Here is a 24765-nt window from a genome sequence, read left to right on the forward strand (position 1 = left end):
AGAATGTTGCAGTCCCGGATCTGCAGCAGTTGCTGACGTTGTGTCGACTCGGCGAGGGTCGTTTCTCAAGCATGGTTGCCCAGACCAACCGCAATCAGTTTATTTTCGGTGGCCAACTCCTCGCGCAGGCTCTTTATGCGGCAGTACAGACTGTTTCCGACAAGCTGCCGCACGCGTTGCACGCCTCGTTCGAGTTTCCCGCTTCGGCAATTCGACCGCTCGTTTATCAGGTGCGAGAAGGGCACGACGGACGCAGCCTATCCCGTCGTCGGATCATGGCTTGTCAGTCCGGGCACACGGTTTTATGGGCTGATGCTTCTTTCAGCGCGGCCGGAGATGGATTTCGGCATCAGTCGGGCTGGCGGTCCCAACCGCCTGTGCCGGACTCGCTGCCGGCTCTGGCAGCGGTTGCCGCACGCTATGGGACGCAAGTTTCGGAACATGGCAGGGGAAGGTTGACCACTTACCCCCAGCTCGAAATACGCCCGATCGAGGTGAGGGAGCATCTGCTGTTACAACCGGGCAATCCTGCATCCCGTATCTGGATGAGGGCGCGTGGAGACATGCCAGCGGGTCCGACCGGTTGGGCGGCGGTTTTGACGTACCTGTCAGATTACCTGTTGATTAACGCAGCGCTGATTCCCCACGTGAGCGAAATGCCCAATGAGCATCTGTTTGTAGCAAGCCTGAACCATGCGATGTGGTTCCATGTACCGGCCGATCCGTCACGATGGCTCCTCTATGAGACAGAAAGCAATTGGGCGGGGCAGGGCCGGGCGTTGATACACGGCCGCTTTTATTCGGAGGCAGGGCAGCTCGTCGCCTCCGTCGTTCAGGAGGCGATGATTCGCATCCGCAAGAATTCGGGTCAACGGTCGTAGCCGGGCGCCGAGTGCGCCCGGAGTTCCACCTGGCTTGCCTCTATCCGTACGCCGCCTCGGACGATGCTGGCTCATTCACTGAATCGATCCAATGCTGCGGCCGGGCCTCGATCGTGCATGGCTCCCCCTCCAGCCGGACGTCCGCAATGAGGATTGTGCCCGTGATCGGGTCGAGATACTGGCAGACCACCACTCCGCCTTCACGCTGCTCCTCGAGTCTGGGACATCCGTCAGTCCAGGCCCCGGGTGCGACGGCGAGTGGTGCTCCGCTGGTTACCGCGTAGGCGATGCCAGCATGATGCTCGACTCCAGGGTATAGCAAACGTCCCTGACCACGCTTGGGCGGTACCAGTGGCTCATGTCCGGTGAGGGGCTTTGTCGCGGCCTGAGCTCGCGTCAGCCGCTCGTTCAGCATTCGCTTTCGGCACGTGGGAGTCGCTTCGGGATCCGGCAGGAACTCTGACTCATCCAGAACGACTCCATAGACCGATGCCGCTTCGGCGATGCTGATGCGCGACTGCCGGACATCGCGCGCCACCGCGTCGGCTTCTCGTTCGAGTGGGTCGCCAAATCCGCCGCCGCAGCCAAGGCGGAATTCGAACCACTCGTCGTCCCGGATAGTCAGTGCATCGGCATGACCCGAGACCGCCTCCATCTGGCCGTTGGCGCGGTGGAGGGCAAACCGCGTATTGGCTCCGGGTAGTCCGCCTGCGAAGCCGGGCAGAGGCAGGCGCTCGCGCATGCCGAGCATTACGCCAGTCCACGATGCCGTTTTGTGCGGCCTATAACGCATTTGACAGCCAGCGCCGGCGCGATATCGACCCGCGCCTTCGGCACCGGCGCGCGGCCGCTTCCCGAGAACCAGCGCCGGGTAGCGCGACTCGAACGATTCGATATCGACGGATTCGATGATGGCTTTGCGGGCCACCATAAAGCTGAACAGGTCGTATCCGTCGCGGTCATGACCGGCCGATCCGCCCGCCATCGCACCTTCGATCATGAGCCAGCCGTCCTGTCCCCCGGTGGCGGTGTTGTAGGCCCATGTGTGCAGACCCATGCACGACGGCGCAACCGGTCCGGAAAGCAGGTGCTGCCCGGGCGCCTGTGCGCCCGATATGGCAACAGCCATCATCAGGCATTGATGAGCGGCCATGCTGGCGTTGAGCGCGACGTCGAAATGGGCCGACGCAGTGGGTGCCGGAGGCTCAGCGTTCACCACGGTACCGGGTGGGCAACGGACCTCGATCGCGTCGAACATGGCGGCAGACAGAGGCAGATCGTGAGTGAACACGTCCGTGACGTCGCTCGTGACGATCGACTGGATCACGTGTGGTTTTGAGTTGAAAAAGTGCTTGCACTGCGGGGCGGCACCCTCGAAATCGAAGACCAGTTTTTCGTCCAGTACCGTCAGGGCGCAGGGCACCCGGTAGCGCTCATCGCCCCACTCGGTCCAGGTGGCGAGGCGATACACACCGTTTTCCAGCAGTGCGATGCGCCGCCTGAGTTCCCGCGAGACGATGTCACGCAATGACCGCACGCTGGCCGTGAAAACCTCCGCGCCGATCGCTTCCGCCATTGCTGAGAGTTTGTCGTGCACCACCTGGCAGCCGGCCACAAGGCTTCGAATATCCATCTCGACTAGCGAGGGTACCCGCACGTTATTGCGCAGGATCGCCCATATGTCCTGTTCCTCCGCGCCCTGGCGGAAAAGCCTCACGGGTGGAAGACGGAGTGCCTCCTGGAAGCACTCGGTGGCAGCGGGCGACCAGGACCCGAAAGTCATACCGCCGACATCGATCATGTGGCCGGAGTTTGCCACCCAGGCAATCAACACTCCATCACGAAATATCGGGCGCTGGACGACCACGTCCATGTAGTGAAGGCCGCCGCCGTTGTGCGGATCGTTGGCAATGAACACGTCACCGGGCGAAATGGTCGTGCCGTGCAGCGCCAGCGTACAGCGCACGGCATGGCTGCACGCGCCAAAATGATGCGCCACTGCGCCTCCGCCGGCGATGAGATCGCCCGCTGCGTCCAGCACGGAGCACGAACAGTCACGCGACTCTGCGATCGTCGGGGAGCAGGCGGTGCGCTCGATGGTCACGGCTCCTTCTTCGGCCACGGCTTGCAGCCGGCTGCGGAAAACCTCGAGTGCGATCGCGTCGAAGTCCGCGTCTGATTTCCGGTTCATCTCGGTATCTCCAGGGTAATCGTGCGGTGCTTATCGACTGTCGCGCGCACATCGGCGGGAATCCAGATTGTGGTGTCGCGGCTATCGATCAGGGCAGGTCCAGTCAGTGTCTGACCAGGTAGCAAGTCTGCACCATCGAATACCGGTACGTGGAGCTCGGATCCGTGTTTGCCGACGTACACGGTGCGGGTGCTGGCAACCGATGGCGGGCGTGGCTCCCCGTCGCGAGGATCGGCTGCGAGCCCCGCGCGCACCGTGCGGCCGTGCCCGATCGCTCGCAGCGCCACAAGCTCGACGGGTGCGCCGCTGATCAACGCTCCCTGGCCATAACGCCTGCCATATTCAGCCTTGAAATCTTCGATGATGCGTTCCTGCTGTATAGGGCTAAACCCTCCCACACAGGCAACATTCAACTCCGACTGTTGCCTCATGAAACGCAGATCAGCTTCGAACATCAGGGAGCGGTCGCATTCGGCAATACCATCGGCCGCGAGATCGGCGTGTGTGTTGAAAGCCAGCTCGGACATCTTCGCTTCGACCTGTTGCGCGTCGCATGGAAGACACAGATTCATGCTGACGCTGCGTTCGCGCCGGATGTCGGCATTGGCCGCGCCAAAGGCTGACAGGACGGACGTCAGTTCCGGTATCAGCACGCGTTGTATGCCAAGCTCCTGAGCGATCAGGGCATTGAAAAGGCCACCGCAGCCACCCATGCTCACGATCGCGTGCGCGGCCGGATCGAGCCCCCGCTGCGCAAACTGGGCTCTGAGTGCGCGCACCATTTCTACTCTGGCGATTTCATGGATGCCCCATGCGGCCTGTTTCGCCTCCGAACCGACCAGCTGCCCGAGGCGTTCGCAAGCCGTCGAAGCAGCGGCCGCATCGAGTGCCATGTCACCACCAAGAAACCTTGATGGGTCGATATAGCCCAATACCACCAGTGCGTCGGTTACCGTTGGCTCGGTGCCGCCGCGGCCGTAGCACGCGGGGCCGGGGTAGGCGCCTGCCGAGCGCGGCCCGACCCGTAGCAATCCAAGGGCGTCTACCCATGCAAGCGAGCCGCCACCCGCCGTGACGGACTCGATGTCCACCATAGGCATTGCGGTCCAGATACCCATCAGTTCGCCGCGGGTTCGTCGCATCGGTTCGCCGCGACGCACGATCGCCATGTCGAACGAAGTGCCGCCCATATCGCATGCGACGGCGTCCTCGACACCGGCGGCCCGGCAAACTGCGAGTGCCCCGACGACGCCGGCGGCGGGTCCCGACTCTGCCAGCACGGCTGGCATGTTGCGCCCTTCACTGACGGTAATGGAGCCGCCACCTGAATGGACAAGAAGTGGCGGTTGCGGCAGTCCGAGTCGCGCCAGTTCGTCGACGAGTTCGTCGATGCCTCCAAGCGAACCAGACGTGTAGGCGTTGAGCAGGGCGAACGTGGTTCGTTCGTATTCCCGCGCCACAGGGTACAGTTCAGCCCCGGAAAGCACTGGGAGGTCCGGCAGCGCCTCACGGATGAGTCTGACTGCCGCACTTTCATGCTCGCGGTTGACGCACGACCAGAGAAACGACACGACCAATGCCTCGATCCCGAAACGCTCGCGCAGATGCTTTGCTGCGTCGACTGCCTGTTCGGCGTCGAGCGGCTGAAGGACGTCTCCATCGCGGTCAATACGCTCGTCAACGCCTACAATCCAGTCCCGTTCGATCAGCGCATCCGGTGGCACCAGCCAGCCATTGCGCGACACGCGGCGCACCCGCGCTAGCGGCACAAGATCCTCGAATCCGCGCGTGGTAACCAGCCCGACCTTTCGCCCGGTGCGCGACGCAATATCGTTCGTGACAGCGGTCGTGCCCAGCCCGAAGCGTTCTACCCGGGAGAGCATCTCCTCGATGTCAAGGCCGGCACGCTGCGCGACAAGACGGCAGGCTTCAATTACGCCACGACCCAGTGTCCCTGTTGTAGACGGTGCCTTTGCTCGCCAGACCCCCAGACCGTCCGACAACACAATGTCGGTAAATGTCCCACCGACGTCCACGCCGATGCAAAGTTTCCCGGCAGCCGTTGCGCTGGCATTCTCCACGTTCGGGTTAGCGTGTGAGGCCATGGCTTCCCAGCTCCGGCAGTGCATGCTCGACGAGATGGTCAAGCGTGGGTGTGGGGGTGCCGAACTCGCGCGCCAGATCCTGCGCGAGGTGCATGTCCTTGCTCGACATGGCTACCATGCCCGAGTGTCCGGTCGTGTAGTGGTCTTCCTGTTCGCGGATGCGCACCCAGTTGTTGCTCACCCAGCTTGACCCGACGCCGCCCGCGTTGATGACTGACAGCCAGTCCTCCTCATCGACGCCGGCTGCCCGGGCAAGACGAAGCGCCTCCCGAACCAGCAGCACATTGGAAATGGCCATGAAGTTGCTCAGAATCTTGGTTGTCGACCCGGCACCCACGCCTCCTACATGGAACAGGTGCTGGGACATTGCCGCGAGCGCCGGTTGCGCCAGTTCGAAGGCTGCCTTGTCTCCGCCGACGAAGAACGTAAGTTTGCCGGCGCGGGCCGCGGTATCGCCACCACCCGTCATAGGGACGTCGAGGATTGAAACCCCGTGTTCGGCAGCCTGTTGTGCGAGCTGTCTGGTCAATCGAGGCGGGACCGTGCTGTGAATCGCCACGACGCTGCCGCGAGCGAGGCCTGCGAGTAATCCCCGGTCGTCGCTATCAGGCATGAAGGCCGAGCGGACCTGCGCCTCGTCGAACAGCGCGACGCAAACCAGGTTGGAGCGAGCTGCCAGCTCGTAGTTGCTTGCGGCGACAGTCGCCCCGAGTGCAACCAGCCGTTGGACGGGCTCAGGCCTGATGTCTCTGACGGTCAGCGCAAACCCCGCTTTCGCAAGGTTGGAAGCCATGCCTTCGCCCATATTGCCAAGTCCTACGAAACCTACGTTCAGTGCCATCTCCTGCCTCCTTTCGGATTGCAATGCCGGTTAGCCCTGTCGGGGAACATGTCTGTAAAATGATGCTTACTCTCTTATTTGTACTGCTGGAAAACGTCGGTGATGTTAATGATCTATCCGTGAAATATAGAGGCAAACGTGAAAATAGTGGATTGTGTGAATCACCTATACTAAACTGATGACGCATCAGTTATTATAGAGAATCATCCAACTGTCCGGTTGGCTTGGGCAGTCAAGCGACTTTCTTTCCCTGAACCGGTAGGACTTCCTTGTCGAGGTAATCGTGGAGCAATTCGTAGTCGAGAATGCGGCGCTTGTCGCAGTGGACTTTCAGGAAGGCATCCTGCGCGTGCCGTTTGTGCCTCATCCGGCAAATGCTGTGCTCGCGAGTACTGTGCGCCTGGCCCAAAGCTTCCGTAAGATTGGTGCCCCCGTCGTATTCACCCGCGTGACATGGGCCGCGGATTTTGCTGATGCGCTCAAGCAGACGGTGGATCGGCCACTGCCGATGCCACCGGGGGGACTGCCCGCAGACTGGGCCGATCTGTCAGGAGACCTCGGCGTGGCGCCGAACGACATCGTGATCACGAAGCGCCAGTGGAATGCGTTTCATGGCACGGAACTGGACCTGCAACTGCGCCGCCGCGGTATCAAGACAGTGGTACTGTCCGGAATCGCGAGCAATATGGGCGTGGAGTCAACGGCAAGAGCGGCCTACGAGCTGGGATACCAGCTCGTGTTTGCGGAGGACGCAATCAGTAGCGTGGCTCCGGGGATGCACGAGTTCGCTGCGCAGACCATCTTTCCTATGATCGGTGCCGTGCGCAGCACCGAGGCGATCATTGCTGCCCTACGTTGACGCAGCGCTGTTGCCGCCGCGGCGAACAACAAGACAACTGGAAGGAGACGTCGATGTCAAAAAGCTTTGAGGGAAAGGTAGCTGTAGTGACGGGAGCCGGAGGGGGTATCGGCGAAGCGGTGGCGCACGACCTGGCGCTGAACGGCGCGTGCGTGCTGGTAGTAGACGTAAATGGCGCCAACGCTGACTCGGTAGCTCGTTCAATCCGCGAGCAGGGCCGGGAGGCGGTCGCATTTTGTGCCGACGTGTCGGTGCTCGAGCAGAGCCAGGCGGTGGTCGAAAGAGCCGGGCAGGTTTTCGGCGCGTTGCACTATGCAGTGAACAACGCCGGCATTAGTGGTCGGTTCGATGCGCTGGACGGCGTTGACGTCGATGAGTGGCGCAAAGTGATGGGCGTCAATCTCGACGGGGTATTCTTTGGGATGAAATTCCAACTGCCGGCAATTGAAAATGCGGGTGGGGGCGCAATCGTGAATATCGCGTCCATCTACGCGCATCTCGGGCTGCGTCGGCTGGATGCCTATACAGCGAGCAAGCACGCCGTACTCGGCCTGACCCGGTCCGTCGCAATTGAATATGCGACTCGGGGCGTGCGTGTCAACGCCGTTTCGCCCGGTCCCATTCTGACGCCGCTTACCCGGGGCGCGAAGGAGCAGACTGATCCCATTGCGGCGCTGACCGCCATGAAGCGGATGGGCGAGCCGGTTGAAATCGCCAAGGCCGTGTCGTTCCTATTGTCGCCGGACGCCTCGTTTATCACGGGGACTGAAATCGTGGTTGACGGTGGCGTGCTGTTGTCCTGACAGGTTGCCACAGCATGCTGGCGGTTACCGGGCGTCCCGGCGACCGCCTGCATGCTTGTGGCGCTGAGGCCAGGCAAAGCCGGCTCAAAACACGCATGGCTCACGATTTTTCGTTGGATGCGGCGTCAATGATCCGCTGCGCGCGCTCCACGACAGGCCGATCGACCATTTTCCCGTCGAGCGCGATCGCCGATCCTCCAGCACGGGCCGACGCGTCAAGCACGCGCTTTGCCCAGGTGCATGAATCCGCGTCTGGAGTGAACGCCCTGTTGACCAGCGGGATTTGCCGTGGGTGTATGCACAATTTGGCACCGAAGCCAAGCCGCTGACTGCGCCGCGCATCCATCGCTACCGCAATATCGTCATTGATTGACGCGGTGACGCCGTCGCAGGGCGGAGGAAGGCTTGCACAGCGCGAAGCCAGCACGAGCATGGAGCGGAAGTGCAGCAGTTCCGCGTCGTCACCGTCAATTCCAAGGTCGAGTTGGAAGTCAATGGTGCCGAACACAAGGCGACTAGTGGCTGCCGCCTCTGATATCGCACGAACATTCGCCATACCTTGGGCGGTTTCGATCAGGGCGAATATCGCCACATTACCCCCGACCTTGGCGGCTACAGCAGCCACATCGGCGACGCTCCCGGTTTTGGGAAGCATCAGGCCGCTAATGCCCGGACGCCGGCACAGTTCGAGATCTGCCGCAGCCCACTCCGTATCGAGCGCGTTGATCCTGACAATGGCATGACTGTCGGGCGTAACAAAGTTGTCGATGGCGTCGCGTGCGGCCGATTTTTTGTCCGGCGAAACGGCGTCTTCCAGATCAAGGATGACTGCGTCCGCGCCTGCGTCGAACGCTTTCCCGAAGCGGTCGGGCCGATCGCCTGGCACAAAAAGGTAGGAGCGTGCCCGACTGGCGCCCGTTGCGGGCGTGGATCTCATCTGGCTGATTCCTCTTCGAGCGGTACGGTATCCGGTGGCACTTCAGGCGATGCAAGCGGTGACTGGGTGCGCGCATAGTCGGCAAGAAGCGTCCGGTTGGTGGACACGCACACGATTGCAGCGCCGATCGCGCTCGCGAGCAGGATAAGCAGGGAATATCGAATGGATTCGTTGCCGAACCGGGGCTGCAATCGATCGGTCAAGATGCCGACCACGAGCGGTCCCAAGCCGTACCCCAATACGTTTAGAAAGAATGACACAATGGCTGCGGCGAGGGCACGCATCCGCGGTTTCGCTACGGTTTGCGTGAGCGCATGGATTGGCGTTGCCCAGACCGACAGCAGTCCGATCGCGAGGCCATACATTGTGAATGCAAGATTGCGATTGGATGTCAGCAGAAATGCCACGCCGAATGGGATTGCCAGCGCCATGCCTCCTGCGGCAATGCGCATGTGCCAGCGGAGGTCCTTTTGGGACAACTGATCCGCTACGACTCCTGACAGGATCGTTCCTGCCAGCAGGCCAATTGCCGATGCGGTGCCAAGCTTCGCGCCGATCTCGCTAGCGGCGACGCCATGCACACGCAGAAAAAATGTTGCAGCCCACGACTGCACGCCGTAGTTGACAATCGCGCATGCCATTGCGGAGAGCGAGAGGAGACGGAAGGCGCGAAGCCGGCCTAACCATCTGAGCGTTTCCAGGAGTGGCAATGCGGGCTCCTTCATCAAATATGGATCGGATAGCCCCCGGGGCGGCTCCGGCACTGCGAGGCGGATGAACAGCGCAAGCAGCAGGCCGGGCGCGCCGACCAGCACGAACACGATACGCCACCCGAAATGTGCAATGAGTGCGCCGCCGACGAAAAGGCCGAGACCGACGCCAACGGATGCAGAGGCGTTGTAAAAGCCAATGGCCTTTGCGCGATTGCGACGGCTGTACAGATCTGCAATGATCGAATGGGATGGGGGGTTGCAGCCTGCTTCACCGAAAGCGACGCCCATGCGGGTGATCACGAGTTGTGCAAACGATTGGGTCAGACCACAGAACATGGTCATCAGGCTCCAAATGCCAGTTGACGAAGCGATAATCGTTCGGCGTGAGCCTCGATCGGACCAATAGGCAATCGGTAATGCTGCAGTGACGTAGACTGCCGCGAAGGCCATTCCGGTCAGTAGCCCCATGCTGGTATCGCTGACATTGAATTCGCGCTTGATGGGAGTAAGCAGGATCGTAATCAGCTGCCGGTCTGCAAGGTTGACCGCTGCGACGATGCAAAGGAGCATCAGGACAAATGCGCGTCTCGCACTTCCCCATTGCGACGTCGCTCCGTCAGACAAAGAAGGGGAAGCGACCACCCCTTCGGACAAAGCGTGCCCGCGGGCGTGGTCCGGTAGCGACACGGATGGGTCATGGGCGTGCATAGGTTCCTCAGAAGGATCGCGGCAAATCCAGAATGTGCTCGGCCACGTAGCTGAATATCAGGTTGGTTGAGATCGGGGCAACCTGGTATAGGCGGGTTTCGCGGAATTTGCGCTCGACGTCGTATTCGCAGGCGAAGCCGTATCCCCCATGAGTCTGGAGGCAGACGTTGGCGGCTTCCCAGGAGGCTTTTGCGGCCAGATATTTGGCCATGTTGGCCTCGGCCCCGCAGGGCAGATGCGCATCGAAGCGCTCTGCGGCCTTGAAACGCATAAGGTCGGCGCTTTCGACATCGATATACGCCTGAGCGATCGGAAACTGCACGCCCTGGTTCTGGCCGATCGGTCGGCCGAAAACAACGCGCTCGTTGGCGTATCGCGTGGCACGCTCGACGAACCATCGGCCGTCACCGATGCACTCGGCCGCGATCAGTGTGCGTTCCGCGTTAAGGCCATCAAGGATGTAACGGAATCCTTTGCCTTCCTCCCCAATCAGGTTGTCTTCAGGAATTTCCAGGTTGTCGAAGAAGAGTTCGTTGGTTTCATGATTGACCATATTGGGGATCGGGCGAACGGTAAGCCCTTTGCCGATTGCATCATGAAGGTCCACGATGAAGATGGACATCCCTTCGGATTTCTTCCTGACCTCCGCAAGCGGCGTCGTGCGCGCAAGCAGAATCATGAGGTCGGAGTGTTGGACGCGTGAGATCCAGACCTTCTGGCCGTTGATGACGTAGCGGCCATCGCGTCGGGTGGCGGTGGTCTTGAGCTGCGTGGTGTCCGTGCCAGTTGTCGGCTCCGTCACGGCCATCGACTGAATGCGCAACTCGCCAGAGGCGATACGGGGCAGATAGCGCGCTTTCTGTTCAGGCGATCCGTTGCGTAGCAAGGTGCTCATGTTATACATCTGCCCATGCACGGCGCCCGCGTTACCGCCGCAGCGGTTGATCTCCTCCATGATGACCGTCGCCGCGGCCAGCCCAAGTCCTGACCCACCGTACTGTTCGGGAATCATGGCCGAGAGCCACCCCGCACCAATGAGCGCGTTGACAAACGCCTCCGGGTAGCCACGCTGTTCATCGATCTTGCGGAAATATTCGTCCGGAAATCCCGCGCACAGCGAGCGTACGCCATCGCGGATCTCCTGAAACTGATCACTGTCGTAATGCACGGGGAAACCATCCTGTTCAAGTTTGGGGGTTATTCGATTCGCGCGATCGCATCGGTACACAGGGCACCATGGCTGTCCCGGGTCCAGAGTCTGACGGTCTTTCCGTCTGGTGCAGGTCGTCCACACAGGTCGAATGCCGTTCCTTCAAAGAGCGGGCTCAGGGCACGAAAAGCCAGATGGGTGACCCGCCTTTCAGGCAACTCGCGCTGTAGCTGGTCCAGAAGAAGCGTGATAGAGAGCGGTCCGTGAACCACCAGAGCGGGGTACTGTTCCGTCTTGCGCGCATAGTCGACGTCGTAGTGGATCCGATGGCTGTTGAAGGTCAGGGCCGAGTATCGGAACAGCAGCACCGGATCCGGAATCACTGTGCGTGACCAACTTTCGTCGCAAGGCGCGGCTTTTGGGGTCACTGGTAGATCCTCGGGCGCCGGCTGATGCCGGTACACCAGTTCCTGGCTTTCCTCTATTGCCTCGCGCCCCTGACTGTCGGTGTGGATTGTGCGCAGCGTCACGAAGACAAGCGGACCGCTGCGACCCTGCTTGAGGTTGACCGCAGACACCTCAGTACGACGTCTGACGGTATCGCCTATTGCTAGCGCGTGCCTGAAATCTATCGTGCTCGCTGCCCACATGCGGCGCGGAAGCGGTACAGGTGGTAGCAAGCCGCCTCGGACCGGATGGCCGTCGCTGTCAATCTGTGACTGGGGGCAGACCGGGAGGAAATATAGCCACTGAAAGAGTGGTGGCAGTGGGTCGCCTTCCCCAGTGGGTACTTCAGGGCGGTCGAGGGTTGCGGCCAGCAGTGTTGCAGGTATGGGAGCGATCACCTCAGTGCGGGTTTCGCTTCGGCCCACCCAGGTTCGCAGGTGCTCGATGTCGATCGTCGTCACGGCTGCGTATCTCCATGGTCTTCTGACACCTGCCGGACGAAAGAGTCGATTTCGGCGTCGAAAACGTCGTTTCGGTCGCCAGCGACCATGTGAGCGGCATCCTGAACGTTTACCCACTGTGCATGAGGGATCAACTGGAGGAGTCGCGTTGCACCGGCCATATCGACGACTTCGCTGCGGGAGCCGCTCACGAGGAGTGTAGGGACAGAGATTGAGGTCGCGGCCAACTCCATTTTTGCCAACATGCCTTCTTCGGCCCGCTGTCTGGACCCGGCGTGGAATGCAGGATCCCAGTGCCAATACCATCTGCCGTTTTCGCCACGCCGGAGGTTCTTTGCGAGACTCGCACTCGAAGCCGGCCGCGGACGGTGAGGCAGATAACGCGCGACTGCGTCGGCCGCTTCGTCGATATTTGCAAATCCTGCTTCGCCTGCGCTCATGAACCCGCGAATGCGCTCAAGGCCCGAAGTCTGCATGTTGGGCACCACATCAACCAGCACCAGTCCGCGAATGTGAGCCGAAGGTTGCCTTGCCACGGCGAGTAACGAGGCGATCCCGCCGATCGACGCACCGATCAGAACGAGCGGCCCGTGCTGTGTCGCGAGCACGGCCAACAGGTCATCTACGAATGCTTCGATCGAGTAGTCTCCTTCGGCAGCCCATGCGCTTTCGCCGTGTCCTCGCAGGTCGAGTGAGATGACGCGATGCCCCTGGAAAACCAGATGTTTTGCGAGGCGTCGCCATGCGTGGCGGGTCTGGCCACCGCCGGGCGAAAGGATGATGCAGACTCCGCCTGCGTTGCCGCCGACGTCTGCTGCCAGCGGCAAGCCCGCTCTTCCTGCAAACTGATGAAAACCGATCGCCATTTCCGGGCTCATGGACACGCTCTGTTCTTTCGCGGCGCGAATTCAATGTTAGTCCGCACGGGGGTTACCAGAGGAGCGGCAAAGACTCCATGCTGAATACGCCGCCGCCATGGGTGACGATCTCTGCGCCGGGCTTGATGTGGAACGGGGGCACCTGCGTCAGCCATTCTTCGATGCCTGTGATGATTTCGCGCCGTGCAAGATGGGAACCGATGCAACGATGCGGTCCATACGAAAAGGCGTTATGCGGATTTGGGCTGCGCGTGAGCTGGACTTTATTGGGGTTCTCGAACTCCCGCGGATCCCGCGACGCGAGTATGGTCGAACACGTTACATTGTCCCCCTTCTTGATCAGCACTCCAGCCAGTTCGACATCGCGCGTTGCATAGCGATTGGTGTTAACAACCGCGTAGGCGCGGAAGAGCTCCTCTACCGCAGTGGGGATCAGTGTGAAATCATGTCGCAGACTATCCTGGTCGGCCGGATTCTCGGCAAGATGCCGAAAATGAAATGCGAAGCTGCTCGTGACTGTGTCGAGCCCGGCGATAAAGAGCAGGACGCACATACCGGTGACCTCTGCGTCACTCAAGGGACGTCCGTCGACCTTGGCGGTCACGGCGAAGCTAATGAGATCATCCGTCGGCGACTTGCGACGGGCTTCAACGAGTTCCTGCAGATAGGCCGCGACCTGCTGCATGGCACCTGCGCGCGTGAATTTGTCCCTCATGATCAGCGCTTCCCACTCAAGGAATCGCATCATGTTGTCAGCCGGAAGACCCATGATGTCAAGGAATATCCCGACGGGAAAGGGTTTGGCAAAGTCTTCCACGAAATCGCAGGCGCCTTTTGCGTGGCATACCGCAACGAGCGCTTTTGCCCTGCTACGAACCTTCTCTTCCAGAGCCTTCATCCGCACCGGGGAAAAGATCGGGTTCATGATGGCCCGGAATATCAGGTGCTCAGGAGGATCCATTTCGAGGGGAATCAGCCTCAGCGAAGAGTTCGAGCGGGAAACAGCGCTCGAGAAGGTCGCTGCATCCTGAAGCACCGCGCGGATATCTTCTGCCCGGGTAGGCACCCAGGTTCCGGGACCAGGAATCGCGTTGTGATGCGTGGGTGAATAGAAAATCCGGGGACCGTTGTGCAGCTCGGCTACGGTCGAGTGCGGATAGTTCCCGAGTCCCGTGCGGAAATCGAACGCGTGCACAAGCTCTGGCGGAACATGATCCGGTATCTCCTGCGGGTGCGATTTCGTGTCTCCTGATGTCGGCAACGCGTGCATTGCTGATCCTCCAGTGTCTCAAGATGTAATTGTTTGCGGCGGACAATCCTGTCGCCAGGTAATGGATGGATTCTCCCAAATAGATGACGGATCGTCAACTAAATAAATTGGCATCAGTCGCTAGTTGACGGTCTTTGGTAGAGTAAACAAGAGCTATGCAGGCGCATGAGCATTGGTTAATATTCAATAAAATGACGAATGTACAGTTTTCGCATCGCTGGATCAGCGAATCCCGGATCGGGGAGCGCTGGCGTGACTATGAGTCCTACTTCAGAAGATGAGCCAGAATGGACATGATCGCAAGCAGGTTGGGGAAGTGGATCGTCGAACTGAAGTATGAGGATCTGTCGCCGGAAGTCGTCAGACTGGCGAAGCAATGCATCCTGGATCATCTCGGCGTCCAGATCAGGGGTGCCACATTGCCTCAGGTGCAGCCTGTACGGAGGTTGGTGGAGGCGATGGCGGGCACGGCTGAGGCGACGGTGGGATTTTACGGCTGGAAAACATCAGCGGCTTACGCCGCGTATGTGAACGGGACCTTCGGTCATAGCTGCGAGTTTGACGATAGCCATTTCCACTGTGGTCATCCGGGCGTGTGCGTGATTCCCGCGGCACTGGCGCTTGCGGAACGGGGGCGCGCGACCGGGCGCGATCTGATTACCGCCGTTGTCGCGGGTTATCAGGCGCAGGCCGCGTCGATCGGGCCGATCCACGGCAGCACCCTCGCGCTGGGGTGGCACGGAACGAAGGTCGGCGGTGTCTTCGGGGCAGCAGGCGCGGCGGCCAGTTTGCTGAGGCTAGACATCGAACAGGCAGCGCACGCGCTAAGTATTGCCGCGAGCGACGCCTCCGGAACCATGGAGTATGACCAGAGCGGCGGGGAGGTCAAGCGTCTGCATGCCGGGTCAGCGTCTCGCAGTGGCGTGCAGGCGGCACTGCTCGCGCAATACGGCATGACGGGACCAACAACGATTTTCGAGGGCAAGCGCGGCATTTATCGGTTGTTTGGCGATGGCAGTCCGCCCGACGTCGAATGCTTCTGGACGGGGCACTTTCACATTCTGGATACGATGTTCAAGCTCTATCCGGCTGTCGGCACGGCGCACGCGGCCCTCAACGCGCTCACTCAAATCATGGGTTCGGAGGAGTTCGTACCGTCCGACGTGACAGCCATCAATGTGGGCCTGGTCGACTGGGCGATTCCGCATGGCGCAGCTATTACACGACCGACTGATTGCATCAGTGCACAGTTCAGTCTGGCGTTCAGTCTCGCGCTACGGCTGGTCAAGCGTAGTAACGATCTGCAGTTCTACCTGGATCCCGGCTTGTGGGGAGACGCAGAACTGCTTGGTCAGGCCGAGAAGGTGCATCCCTATCCCATGGTGATCGAGGACGGCGCGCATCCGCTCGGTGCGAAAGTGGAGGTCATCCTTCGCGATGGCAGGAAGTTCTGTTACTACCAGAGAGCGCCTCGCGGGTTGCCGGAATGTCCCGCATCTGATGCAGAGCTGAAGCTCAAATTCTATGGGCTTACCGAAGGGCTGTTTCCACGCGAACAAGTTGAGCAGATCGTGCAGAAGGTCGATGGCCTGGAGGCGCTTGAAGACGTCTCCGAGCTTGCCGTCTCGTTGCGTCAGTGAGGTTGTCTCATTGGGTGGCAGGTGATCTTGCCGCCCAGGAGGGCGGGCTTACCGTTAATGCCGGGTAAGCAGCAGGCAACCGGCAAGGGGCCCCCCTCCGGCCGCAGCCAGTCCAACTTCAGGGTTGCCCGCAACCTGTCTGTCTCCGCCTTCTCCCCAGAGCTGAATACAGGTCTCCCATAGCAAGCCGAAGCCGTGCAGCCGGCCAGCGGAAAGCTGGCCTCCGCCGGTGTTAAGCGGCAGCTCGCCGTCGCGCGCAATGCGCAGGCCGCCTTCCACATAGGCACCGCTTGCTCCCTTGCCGCAGAACCCCAGCGCCTCAAGCCAGATCAGCGTCAGAATGCTGAACCCATCGTACAGATTGGCGACCTGCACATCCGCTGGTTTGAGGGCGGTACGTGTCCATAATTGCCGACCTGCGTCATTCGCTGCCATGGACGTCAGATCCGCGAACTGGTCCCAGGAGTTGCGTCCATAAAAAGCGCCGCTCATCGCCTCGATCTGCAGTGGCGGTTTGCGCAATGTCTGGGCCGCATCAAGTCTTGAAACAATCACGACCGTTGCCCCGTCGATCGGTGCATCACAGTCATAAAGGCAGAGCGGCTCGGTGATCATTCTCGCGGCCAGATAGTCCTCGAGACTCATTGGATCCCGGTATAGTGCCTGCGGATTGAGCATTGCATTGCGGCGACCATTGACAGCAATGGCGCCAAGTTGCTCTCGCGTCGTGCCGTACTCATGCATGTGACGCATGGCAACAAGAGCGAGTGGATGCGCTGCAGAGAGGCCATTGAAAGGCCGGATCCATGACATCAGGCCGTCGACGCGGGCAGCTGGCGTGGCGTCGGGTCTTTTCAGGCCGCGCGCCTTGACCTGCTCGGAGTACTGATTCAGTGTCCGGAAGCAGATAACGTGACGTGCCTGGCCAGTAGCGACGGCCATGGCAGCATTCATGACCGCGCTGAGCTGGCCCGGCGCTTCGGGAGAGGCTGCAAACCAGTTCAGCTTCAGGTCCAGCGATTCCTTGACTTCGCGCAGCGTCACCGGCGACATTCCGGGTGTGGACGATATGCCTGGCCAGGAGCTGAGACCGTCAATATCGTCATAGTCGAGACCTGCGTCGCGTAAGGCCTCTTCGATGGCATCGAGCGTCAGTTCAAGCGCGCTGCGGCCTGTTTGCCGTCCTGCCAGCATCAGTCCGACGCCGCTGATCGCCGCCTGGCGTTCGAGAATTTCCATGTTGACTAGGTAGTGGAGCGATCGGTGGGAGCCAGCGCGCTCGCCACCATAAAGGCCGCCGAAGCGATCAACTTCGGCCGGGAATGATGGCGCCTGAGAGGCAGCCTGGAGATTGCGCTGATTCGTTCCATGAGTGCAAGAACCGCCGAGGCACCAGAGGATGGGTCCAGCCCGTTGTCGGCAGCGGCAATGCGTGCAGTCAGCAACTCATGAATGCGGGCGACCGCATTGTGCCGGGCCTCCTCGAAACGACGGTCTCCCTCGTCGGCTGCAAGATTGCGAACGCGCAGGATGGCATGATGCTGCCGGGTGAAATTGACGTATGAATTAACCAGCGAATACGCATTCGCTTTAGCGTCCCCCGCCGTCCACTCCTTACTGAGAAGGGCTTCGATTTCGGGCGTGATCTGGAAGATCGTTTCAGCCACCGCCAATGCGGCTGCGGCGACATCGGAAAAATAGATGTAGAAGCCCGACGACGAAGCCCCGGCAAGCGCAGTGATATCTGCCACACTCACGTCGCGAAGCGAGCGCTTTTCCAGAAGTTCGACGGTAGCCTTGAGCAGCCGTTCCCGGGTCTCAGCCCCCTTGCGTCCTATGGACTGCCCATAAAGGTTTCGCGGCCGCGCCGCTTTCTTGCTTTCCGTTCCGTTTGCCGTTGGGTTTGTTGACTGACCAAGATCGGTTGTTTTCATGTCGCTGTGCCCTGATGTCGCGCATTGTCTAACCAACACGGTGAATTACTGAATCCGTGTCAGTTGTGATTATATGCGTTCCGGCCTGTCACGACATATCGTGATCGCCTGCCGTTTCATCTGTTTGCAGCGAGAGGGCCCGTTCGGGGCAGGCGCGTGTACCGCGCGTTGCCAATGTTTCCATGCCGGGAGGAACGGCTTTGGAGTCAAATGCGATATACCCGCTTTCATCGAGTTCGAAGAGTTCTTCGGAAACGGCAGCGCAGCGAGCGTGTCCGGCACACTTGGCGCGGTCGGCGATAATTTTCATCAGATGTCTCCATCAGTATTCGCCATGCCAATAGGCGATGTGGTCAGAACTGCGACTTCGGCAAGCGTACGACCATGCCATCGAGTTCCGGGGTGATCTTGATCTGGCAGCTAAGCCGGCTGCCGACAGTGACTTCGAGCAAGCCGTCAACCAGAGATTTCTCGTCTTCCTGAGCCTGCGGCAGATGAACGATCCATGCTTCATCAATGAAGCAGTGGCAGGTTCCGCAACTGCAACTTCCGCCGCAATCGGCAACAATTCCAGGTACGCAATGGTCGACCGCGGCCTGCATCAAGGAACGGCCAACCTCTTCGTCAACGACATGCTCCGTGCCGTTGTATTCGATAAATTTGATGGTAGGCATGGCGTAAATAAGAATGGGACTACGAGTTTTGATCGGCGAAGAGCGTTTGAAGCGGCACCGTAACGTCGGCAAGCGCTTCATGGTTTTCGATCAGCGGCTGCCGGCCGACAACGCGCTTTGCAAACATGAACGCAGCTGGCGAGTTGACCGCGTCCGCTGCGATGATTCGCCTGTCCTTCAGATAGAACGCAATGAAGGAGCGCGACGACGGGTCCCCGCGGAGCACAAGCATATCGTACCCGTGCGAAAGGCCTACCATCTGCAGTTTAAGTTCATATTGGTCGGACCAGAACCACGGTGCGGATTCGGGAGGGCATGGCTGGCCACATAGCACGGTAGCGACGGCTCGTGCCTGTTCGAGTGCGTTCGGTACTGACTCAAGCCTGATGCGCCGCTTGTACAGGGCACTGGGACGGCTGGAACAATCTCCGATAGCAAATATGTTCGGGTCGGACGTTCGCCCGGACTCATCCACTGCAATGCCGTTCTCGAGGGCAAGGCCTGCCTGTTCCGCGAGTTCGACGTTGGGTATCAGGCCGATTCCGACGATGACGAGGTCCGTCGGCAGCACCGTGCCATCTGCACAGACAATGGCTTTTACGGCATCGCCAGATGGATCGAGTTCCAGACGTTCTATCTGGGTTGAGGTGCGAATCTCGACGCCAGCTTCCCGGTGGACTTTCTCATAGAATTCCGATAATTCAGGAGCAGTGACCCGCGCAAGCACGCGAGGTAGCGCTTCGAGCACAGTCACGCGGACGCGCAGACGGCTGGCTACGGCGGCAACCTCGAGACCAACATAGCCGCCGCCAATGACCACCAGCCGGAAGTTGGGACTGAGTTGCCGTCGAATGTGATCCACATCGTCGATCGTCCGGAGGTAGTGCAGGTTCGACGGGTGCTTCTCTCCGTCCATAATGGCAGCCTGCAATAGTGGGCGTGGGCGGCCGCCGGTCGCGAGTATCAGCTTGTCATAGGGTTCCACCGTCCCGTCGGAAAGGGTAATTCTTCGCACACGGGCGTCAAGACGCGTGACCCGCACACCGGTGCGGATTTCAATGCCGAGCTTTTCATATGCGGTCGCGGGTTTGAGATATAACCCTTGCGGCTCAGCCTCGCCTGACAGATAGGTTTTCGATAACGGAGGTCTCTGGTAAGGCAGGTGCGCTTCATCTCCGAGCATGAGCAGGCGGCCGCCGTATCCCTTTTGCCTCAGGGACACCGCCGCTTCGCTGGCCGCCTGGCCGGCACCCACGATTACCGTACTTTCAGTTTGTATCTGGCTGAGCATGTTCAATCTCTGATCCGCGACACTCTGTTGCCTTCAGCTAACGGACGGCGTCGTATTATCGTTTCGGGACCTGCATACCGCTCTTCTCACGATCCCACGTTGTATGGGTGCAGCCTTCGGCGCGCAGTTCGTACTTCAGTACTCTTCCGACCGGATTGCGCGGCAGATCCGGCCTGAACTCGAAATAACGTGGGATCGTGAAATAGGGCAGACGCTCGATTGCCCACAGGCATATCTCTTCTTCGGTGACGCCAGCGCCTTCTTTCAGGACGATCGTAGCTTTTACATCGTCCTCTCCGGACTCGGAGAATACCGCGTGCACTGCGACATCAGCAATGCCAGGGTGGGCACGCAAACCGGTTTCAACTTCGTAGCTCGAAATGTTTTCTCCACGCCGGCGTAGGTAGTCCTTCTTTCGATCGACGAAATAAAAGTAGCCGTCTTCGTCGAATTTGCCGATATCCCCACTGTGAAGCCACATGTTCCGCATGATCTTGATTGTGTCTGAAGGCCGGTTCCAGTAGCCTTCGAACATGATATGCGGCCGTCTGGGACGAATGACGATTTCACCCGGGGTATTGGGAGGTAATTCGTTATCCTCGTCATCAAAGATCCGCACATCAAAGTCTTCGTTGGCGCGACCCGATGAGCCTGCCGGTGCAGATTCGTCAGATTGCGCACCGGTAACCACACGAGCGGCCTCGGTCAGGCCGTAGCTGTTCGAGCCTGCGGTCTTTACGCCGAAGCGCTCTTTCCATTTGCGTTGCAACTGGGCCGGGAATGGCGAACCGCGCACGGTATGCAACTGGCCAAAACATGCCCTCGATGCTTCAGAGTCTTCTGCTTCGGCCAGAAAGGTAATCATCGAACCCAGCAGACTCGCCACCGTCGCTCCGCTGCGTTGAATGTCCGGCCAGAAACGCGATACCGAAAAGCGCGGAAAGATCGCCACGCGGGCGCCTACGAACATGCAGGACAGGATCGAGCCACCCGTGGCGTTCATATGAAAGAGGGGGAGCGCGGTCCAGTTGCAGTCCTCGCTGCGCCGGTCTTCCATCTGCACGACCTGTCGACCCAGGTTGCACACATAGTTATGGCTGATCATGCAGCCTTTTGACGGACCGGTGGTTCCGGCTGTGTAGATGAGCATCGACAGATCGGCCGGGGAATTCACGTCGGGGAGCGGTTCGACCGATTCATCAAAGGCGGAATCGAGTTTGACGACCTGCAGACGGGACGCGCGGACCAGCGATCCGCGGCGCTGCAACAGCGTTGTCGCATGATCGAGCCCGTCCTCGATGTCGACCACTCGCCTCGCGTAGTCGTCCTCCGCAATCACGATTTTCGCCCCGCAGTCGTTCAACTGATGCCGCAGAAATTCCCCCTTGTAGGCCGTGTTCACGGGAACGCTGATCGCACCTGCCTTGTTGATTGCAAACCAGCTCAGCACCGCCTCGACGTTGTTGTCGAGAATACTGACCACGGTATCGCCTTTCTTCACGCCCAGCGCGATGAGGCCGTGCGCCAGGCGGGTTGAGGCGCGATCAATTTCGGCATAGGTATGCAGCTCGCCGCTGAAATCCAGAAACGTGCGGTCGCGATACTGCATTGCTGAACGGGTGATCGCCGCCGTTACGGTGTCCTGTTTTCCACGGGACCAGATCTTATGCTCATCCATGTGTCGTCGTCTTAAGCTTTCTCGCGTTCGGATGCCCTCGCAGGAGCCGCGCGGTTGGTCTATGGGAATTGGCGCACTGCCCGGCGTACCGGAATCTCCGCCACGGGTTCATCAAGGGTCCGCCGGGGCGGATTTACGGCAACTTCTCGAAACATCACGATTCAATAATGGACGAACCGTCAGCTTTTGTCTACTGATCTTTGTTCGGTATTACCCTAATGTTTGCCCGCTATAAATCTCGGGCGTTGACATCCATAAGTTAGGTGAATAAACTGAATCTAAGTCAGTTTATGACAATGAAATACAAACAGGAGACGCACATGGAGCTGCAGGACCTTATTCTGGTTAGCGTTGACGATCACCTGATCGAGCCCGAGGACATGTTCGAGCGCCACATCCGTCCAGCGTTCAGGGAGCGGGCGCCGAAGGTGGTTCGCGGGACGGGTGGGGCGCACCACTGGGTGGTCGAGGGGCAGCGCGCGCCTGGTCTCGGGCTCAATGCTGTCGCTGGACGGCCTAAAGAGGAGTACGGGTTCGAGCCGGTTTCTTTCGATCAGGTGCGCAAGGGGTGTTATGACGTCGACGCCCGCATCGAAGACATGAACGCTAACGGCGTGCTGGGCTCGATCTGCTTTGGGTCGTTTCCGGGATTTGCAGGCGCTCGCTTCCAGAAAATGCAGGATAAGGAGCTTGCGTTAGCCACTATTCAGGCTTACAACGACTGGCATTTCCACGACTGGTGCGGCAGGCACCCCGGACGCTTTATCCCCCTCGGCATGCTTCCACTCTGGGACGTCAAGCTCGCAGTGGATGAAGTGAAGCGCCTCGTCGCACTCGGTTGTCACGCAATCACGTTTCCGGACAATCCGTCGATGATCGGTCTGCCGAGTCTGCACAACGAATGTTGGGAACCGCTGTGGGCGGTGTGCGAGGAAAACGCCGTGGTGATCTGTTGCCACATTGGCTCGGGCGGAAACGCGCCCTATCCGTCAGACGAATCGCCGATCGACGCGTGGATTACGTCGATGCCCATTTCGATTGCGAACGCTGCAGCGGACTGGCTGTTCGCCGGCTTCTGGCGCCGTTACCCCGGTCTGCGCATGGCGCTTTCAGAGGGCGGCATTGGATGGATTCCGTACCTGCTCGAGCGGGCCGATTTTACCTACCAGCAGCATAGCGCGTGGACACGCGCGAACTTCGGCAAGGACAAGCCGAGCGATGTCTTTCGGCGCCACGTCATCACGTGCTTCATCGACGACGAGTTCGGATTGCGCAACCGGCAGGATATCGGCATCGACATGATCACATGGGAAGCAGATTATCCGCATTCGGACGCGACCTGGCCCAATTCTCCGGAGCATCTCTGGCAGAGCATCCGGGCACTTCCATCAACCGATATCAACAAGATCACTCATCTGAATGCGATGCGGGAGTTTAGCTACGACCCGTTTTCAATTCTGGGGCGTGAAAACTGTACGGTGGGTGCGTTGCGGCAACTGGCTGAAAAGGTCGACACACGACCGATCTCGCGGGGCGGCCTGAATCCGTCCGCGTCGTCGGATAAGCCTGTGACCTCCGCAGACATCAAAAAAATTCTGTCGCACGTCTGACTGACTGGCCGGATGCTTCGCCGCAGCTTACACACTGGATTAGTGTGTCATTACCGCGGGATCCGCGGTCGAATCGGATAGGACTGTGGGCGAGTGCGCCTGAAGATAGGGAGAACGGTTTTGAATTTGCCATTGCAGCAAGCTGGGGCGTTGTATATCAACGGCGCGTTCGTTGCACCGGGCGAGGGGCATGAAGACCCGGTGCTCAATCCGGCGACCGAAGAAGTGATCGCGATGGCGCCGTATGGCGGAGTCGCCGATGCAGAGGCGGCCATTGCCGCCGCACGCTCGGCGTTCGACACCGGTTCGTGGCCCACCATGAGTATCGGTGAGCGCGTTGCATACCTGCAAAGAATGTATGACGTGCTGGAGTCGCGAGCCGCAGAGATTTGCGAACTGATTGTGCTTGAAGCGGGTTCCGTTCAGTCGAATGCGAAAGCGCGGCAGTTTGATGTGCCGATGAAGCACTTTCGGCGCATTCTGGAGCTGGCCTTGCGCCAGGATATCCGGGCGCTTGCGCCGGAACTGACCCGAGGCGGTGGACCCGGCACTGTGCTGGGGACCGCTTTTGTCGTGCGTGAACCGGTGGGCGTGGTTGCGGCGATAACGCCTTACAACTATCCGTACTTCCTCAACGTGGTTAAGGTTGCGGCGGCATTGGTCACCGGTAATACCGTGGTGCTGAAGCCATCGCCTTATACACCTTTCGAGGCGCTGGTGCTGGCTGGTGCAGCGGCAGAGGCTGGATTGCCGAAGGGCGTGCTGAACGTCATCACTGGCGGCAAGGAAGTTGGTGAACAACTGACAGCGGATGCCAGGGTCGACATGGTGACCTTCACGGGCTCCGACCAGGTGGGCGCGGCGATTGTCGCGCAGAGCGCACCGACGCTGAAGCGGCTTGTCATGGAACTGGGCGGCAAGTCTGCCCTGATCGTGCGCGAGGATGCGAACGTAAAGATGGCGCTCGGTCAGGCGTTGCGGGGTTTCACCAGTCATGCGGGGCAAGGATGTGCCATGAACACCCGCGTGCTCGTGCACAACTCGCTGCGCAAGGAATTCGTCAAGCAGCTGGCAGCGATGGCACGAGCGGTCAAGGTTGGGGATCCGCGTGCCTCAGACACCGAGATGGGGCCTCTGATCCGGGCCTCCGCGCGTGAGAGGGTCGAGCGTTACGTCGCGCAGGGTATCGACAGTGGAGCGACGCTGATGGCCGGTGGTCGGCGCCCAGCGGATCTGGTCAAGGGCTTCTACTACGAGCCCACTTTTTTTGACAACGTCGAAAGCCGATCGACGATCGCACAGGACGAAATATTTGGACCGGTCGGAGTAGTGATTGGCTTCGACGACGACGATGAGGCGATCTCCATTGCCAACGACTCACGCTTTGGTCTGCGGGGTGGAATCATCAGTGCGAACGTGGGTCGCGCCTTTGAGATGGCTCGCGCGATTCGCACGGGTGGGGTGACGCTTAACGGCGGCGCCGGCACCCAGCTTTCAGATGGCCCGTTCGGTGGTGTCAAACGTTCTGGCTACGGTCGGGAACTGGGCGAGGACGGTCTGAATGAATTTACACAAACGAAGCTGATTGAGATTCAGGCCGGTTGAACGGCGGCCAGGCGAACGGGTCGCGTCTGCTCAGATGCGTGTGCATCTCACGACGATTGGCGCGGACCCGCGCCCTGACACCACGTTGC

At 60.0% G+C, this 24765-nt stretch carries 21 protein-coding genes; 6 read left to right on the top strand and 15 right to left on the bottom strand.

The genetic code is table 11. The features are described from left to right. Positions 1-71 precede the first annotated feature (71 nt). Positions 72-881 (top strand): acyl-CoA thioesterase, encoded by an 810-nt coding sequence (locus tag P3T23_RS34285; RefSeq protein ID WP_429320509.1) that lies wholly within the window; start codon positions 72-74, stop codon positions 879-881. Between the two features lie 40 nt (positions 882-921). Here the strand turns inward: P3T23_RS34285 and P3T23_RS34290 are convergent, their stop codons facing one another. The 3 genes from P3T23_RS34290 to P3T23_RS34300 are packed head-to-tail and all read right to left on the bottom strand — an operon-like array spanning position 922 to position 6018. After that, a complete protein-coding gene (locus P3T23_RS34290) occupies positions 922-3072 on the bottom strand; it encodes a hydantoinase B/oxoprolinase family protein (RefSeq protein WP_429320510.1) in 2151 nt (716 codons plus the stop codon). Further along, the gene (locus P3T23_RS34295; RefSeq protein WP_429320511.1) at positions 3069-5177 is read right to left on the bottom strand and encodes a hydantoinase/oxoprolinase family protein; all 2109 of its coding nucleotides are present in this window, start codon (positions 5175-5177) and stop codon (positions 3069-3071) included. The genes P3T23_RS34290 and P3T23_RS34295 overlap by 4 nt, the downstream gene beginning before the upstream one ends. Beyond that, positions 5161-6018 (bottom strand): NAD(P)-dependent oxidoreductase, encoded by an 858-nt coding sequence (locus P3T23_RS34300; protein ID WP_429320512.1) that lies wholly within the window; start codon positions 6016-6018, stop codon positions 5161-5163. Before P3T23_RS34300 ends, P3T23_RS34295 begins: the two co-directional genes overlap by 17 nt. Before the next feature lie 283 nt (positions 6019-6301). On the opposite strand from P3T23_RS34300, the gene P3T23_RS34305 reads away from it, so the two are divergent. Continuing rightward, positions 6302-6877 carry a hydrolase gene (locus tag P3T23_RS34305; protein ID WP_429320513.1) on the top strand — a complete coding sequence of 192 codons (576 nt, stop codon included), beginning with the start codon at positions 6302-6304 and terminating at the stop codon, positions 6875-6877. 53 nt (positions 6878-6930) lie between these two features. Beyond that, complete coding sequence (locus tag P3T23_RS34310) at positions 6931-7680, top strand: SDR family NAD(P)-dependent oxidoreductase (protein ID WP_429320514.1); 750 nt, start codon at positions 6931-6933, stop codon at positions 7678-7680. Positions 7681-7780: 100 nt separating this feature from the next. Here P3T23_RS34310 and P3T23_RS34315 read toward each other — a convergent pair whose 3' ends face one another. Genes P3T23_RS34315 through P3T23_RS34340 form a run of 6 tightly spaced genes read right to left on the bottom strand, consistent with a single transcriptional unit; the run spans position 7781 to position 14244 of the window. Next, entirely contained in the window at positions 7781-8617 is an 837-nt protein-coding gene (locus P3T23_RS34315; protein WP_429320515.1) for an HpcH/HpaI aldolase/citrate lyase family protein, read from the bottom strand. Further along, a complete protein-coding gene (locus P3T23_RS34320; protein ID WP_429320516.1) occupies positions 8614-10038 on the bottom strand; it encodes a spinster family MFS transporter in 1425 nt (474 codons plus the stop codon). The genes P3T23_RS34315 and P3T23_RS34320 overlap by 4 nt, the downstream gene beginning before the upstream one ends. 7 nt (positions 10039-10045) lie before the next feature. Beyond that, complete coding sequence (locus tag P3T23_RS34325; RefSeq protein ID WP_429320517.1) at positions 10046-11206, bottom strand: acyl-CoA dehydrogenase family protein; 1161 nt, start codon at positions 11204-11206, stop codon at positions 10046-10048. 29 nt (positions 11207-11235) lie between these two features. Beyond that, a complete protein-coding gene (locus P3T23_RS34330) occupies positions 11236-12096 on the bottom strand; it encodes an FAS1-like dehydratase domain-containing protein (RefSeq protein ID WP_429320518.1) in 861 nt (286 codons plus the stop codon). Beyond that, a complete protein-coding gene (locus tag P3T23_RS34335; protein WP_429320519.1) occupies positions 12093-12974 on the bottom strand; it encodes an alpha/beta fold hydrolase in 882 nt (293 codons plus the stop codon). Before P3T23_RS34335 ends, P3T23_RS34330 begins: the two co-directional genes overlap by 4 nt. Before the next feature lie 52 nt (positions 12975-13026). Beyond that, a complete protein-coding gene (locus P3T23_RS34340; protein WP_429320520.1) occupies positions 13027-14244 on the bottom strand; it encodes a cytochrome P450 in 1218 nt (405 codons plus the stop codon). Between the two features lie 287 nt (positions 14245-14531). Between P3T23_RS34340 and P3T23_RS34345 the strand changes: the two genes are divergently transcribed. Then, positions 14532-15884, top strand: coding sequence for an MmgE/PrpD family protein (locus P3T23_RS34345; protein WP_429320521.1), 1353 nt, complete (start codon positions 14532-14534; stop codon positions 15882-15884). Positions 15885-15938: 54 nt separating this feature from the next. On the opposite strand, the gene P3T23_RS34350 is transcribed toward P3T23_RS34345, so the two are convergent. From P3T23_RS34350 to P3T23_RS34375, 6 genes are all read right to left on the bottom strand, one after another. Continuing rightward, positions 15939-16937 carry a thiolase family protein gene (locus tag P3T23_RS34350; RefSeq protein ID WP_429320522.1) on the bottom strand — a complete coding sequence of 333 codons (999 nt, stop codon included), beginning with the start codon at positions 16935-16937 and terminating at the stop codon, positions 15939-15941. Positions 16938-17128: 191 nt separating this feature from the next. After that, a complete protein-coding gene (locus P3T23_RS34355) occupies positions 17129-17818 on the bottom strand; it encodes a TetR/AcrR family transcriptional regulator (RefSeq protein WP_429320523.1) in 690 nt (229 codons plus the stop codon). 88 nt (positions 17819-17906) lie between these two features. Further along, positions 17907-18128 carry a ferredoxin gene (locus P3T23_RS34360; protein ID WP_429320524.1) on the bottom strand — a complete coding sequence of 74 codons (222 nt, stop codon included), beginning with the start codon at positions 18126-18128 and terminating at the stop codon, positions 17907-17909. 43 nt (positions 18129-18171) lie between these two features. After that, positions 18172-18573: a 2Fe-2S iron-sulfur cluster-binding protein gene (locus P3T23_RS34365; protein WP_429320525.1), complete on the bottom strand. Its 402-nt coding sequence runs from the start codon at positions 18571-18573 to the stop codon at positions 18172-18174. After that, a complete protein-coding gene (locus tag P3T23_RS34370; RefSeq protein WP_429320555.1) occupies positions 18512-19783 on the bottom strand; it encodes an NAD(P)/FAD-dependent oxidoreductase in 1272 nt (423 codons plus the stop codon). The genes P3T23_RS34365 and P3T23_RS34370 overlap by 62 nt, the downstream gene beginning before the upstream one ends. Before the next feature lie 55 nt (positions 19784-19838). Next, positions 19839-21461 carry an ATP-dependent acyl-CoA ligase gene (locus P3T23_RS34375; RefSeq protein WP_429320526.1) on the bottom strand — a complete coding sequence of 541 codons (1623 nt, stop codon included), beginning with the start codon at positions 21459-21461 and terminating at the stop codon, positions 19839-19841. A gap of 320 nt (positions 21462-21781) precedes the next feature. On the opposite strand from P3T23_RS34375, the gene P3T23_RS34380 reads away from it, so the two are divergent. Together P3T23_RS34380 and P3T23_RS34385 are read left to right on the top strand one after the other, a co-directional pair. Next, entirely contained in the window at positions 21782-23071 is a 1290-nt protein-coding gene (locus P3T23_RS34380; RefSeq protein WP_429320527.1) for an amidohydrolase family protein, read from the top strand. Between the two features lie 120 nt (positions 23072-23191). Beyond that, a complete protein-coding gene (locus P3T23_RS34385) occupies positions 23192-24676 on the top strand; it encodes an aldehyde dehydrogenase family protein (protein ID WP_429320528.1) in 1485 nt (494 codons plus the stop codon). The last annotated feature ends 89 nt before the right edge of the window (positions 24677-24765 follow it).

It is taken from the genome of Paraburkholderia sp. GAS448, from assembly GCF_050435685.1.
Taxonomy (GTDB): domain Bacteria; phylum Pseudomonadota; class Gammaproteobacteria; order Burkholderiales; family Burkholderiaceae; genus Paraburkholderia.

Bases quoted from the DNA above. Each gene is read 5' to 3' on its own strand.
- P3T23_RS34335 (WP_429320519.1), bottom strand. From the start codon at position 12,974: ATGAGCCCGGAAATGGCGATCGGTTTTCATCAGTTTGCAGGAAGAGCG.
- P3T23_RS34345 (WP_429320521.1), top strand. From the start codon at position 14,532: ATGGACATGATCGCAAGCAGGTTGGGGAAGTGGATCGTCGAACTGAAG.
- P3T23_RS34360 (WP_429320524.1), bottom strand. From the start codon at position 18,128: ATGAAAATTATCGCCGACCGCGCCAAGTGTGCCGGACACGCTCGCTGC.
- P3T23_RS34365 (WP_429320525.1), bottom strand. From the start codon at position 18,573: ATGAAGCGCTTGCCGACGTTACGGTGCCGCTTCAAACGCTCTTCGCCG.
- P3T23_RS34340 (WP_429320520.1), bottom strand. From the start codon at position 14,244: ATGCACGCGTTGCCGACATCAGGAGACACGAAATCGCACCCGCAGGAG.
- P3T23_RS34380 (WP_429320527.1), top strand. From the start codon at position 21,782: ATGGAGCTGCAGGACCTTATTCTGGTTAGCGTTGACGATCACCTGATC.
- P3T23_RS34310 (WP_429320514.1), top strand. From the start codon at position 6,931: ATGTCAAAAAGCTTTGAGGGAAAGGTAGCTGTAGTGACGGGAGCCGGA.
- P3T23_RS34355 (WP_429320523.1), bottom strand. From the start codon at position 17,818: ATGAAAACAACCGATCTTGGTCAGTCAACAAACCCAACGGCAAACGGA.
- P3T23_RS34315 (WP_429320515.1), bottom strand. From the start codon at position 8,617: ATGAGATCCACGCCCGCAACGGGCGCCAGTCGGGCACGCTCCTACCTT.
- P3T23_RS34295 (WP_429320511.1), bottom strand. From the start codon at position 5,177: ATGGCCTCACACGCTAACCCGAACGTGGAGAATGCCAGCGCAACGGCT.
- P3T23_RS34285 (WP_429320509.1), top strand. From the start codon at position 72: ATGGTTGCCCAGACCAACCGCAATCAGTTTATTTTCGGTGGCCAACTC.
- P3T23_RS34370 (WP_429320555.1), bottom strand. From the start codon at position 19,783: ATGCTCAGCCAGATACAAACTGAAAGTACGGTAATCGTGGGTGCCGGC.
- P3T23_RS34350 (WP_429320522.1), bottom strand. From the start codon at position 16,937: ATGTCGCCGGTGACGCTGCGCGAAGTCAAGGAATCGCTGGACCTGAAG.
- P3T23_RS34320 (WP_429320516.1), bottom strand. From the start codon at position 10,038: ATGCACGCCCATGACCCATCCGTGTCGCTACCGGACCACGCCCGCGGG.
- P3T23_RS34290 (WP_429320510.1), bottom strand. From the start codon at position 3,072: ATGAACCGGAAATCAGACGCGGACTTCGACGCGATCGCACTCGAGGTT.
- P3T23_RS34300 (WP_429320512.1), bottom strand. From the start codon at position 6,018: ATGGCACTGAACGTAGGTTTCGTAGGACTTGGCAATATGGGCGAAGGC.
- P3T23_RS34375 (WP_429320526.1), bottom strand. From the start codon at position 21,461: ATGGATGAGCATAAGATCTGGTCCCGTGGAAAACAGGACACCGTAACG.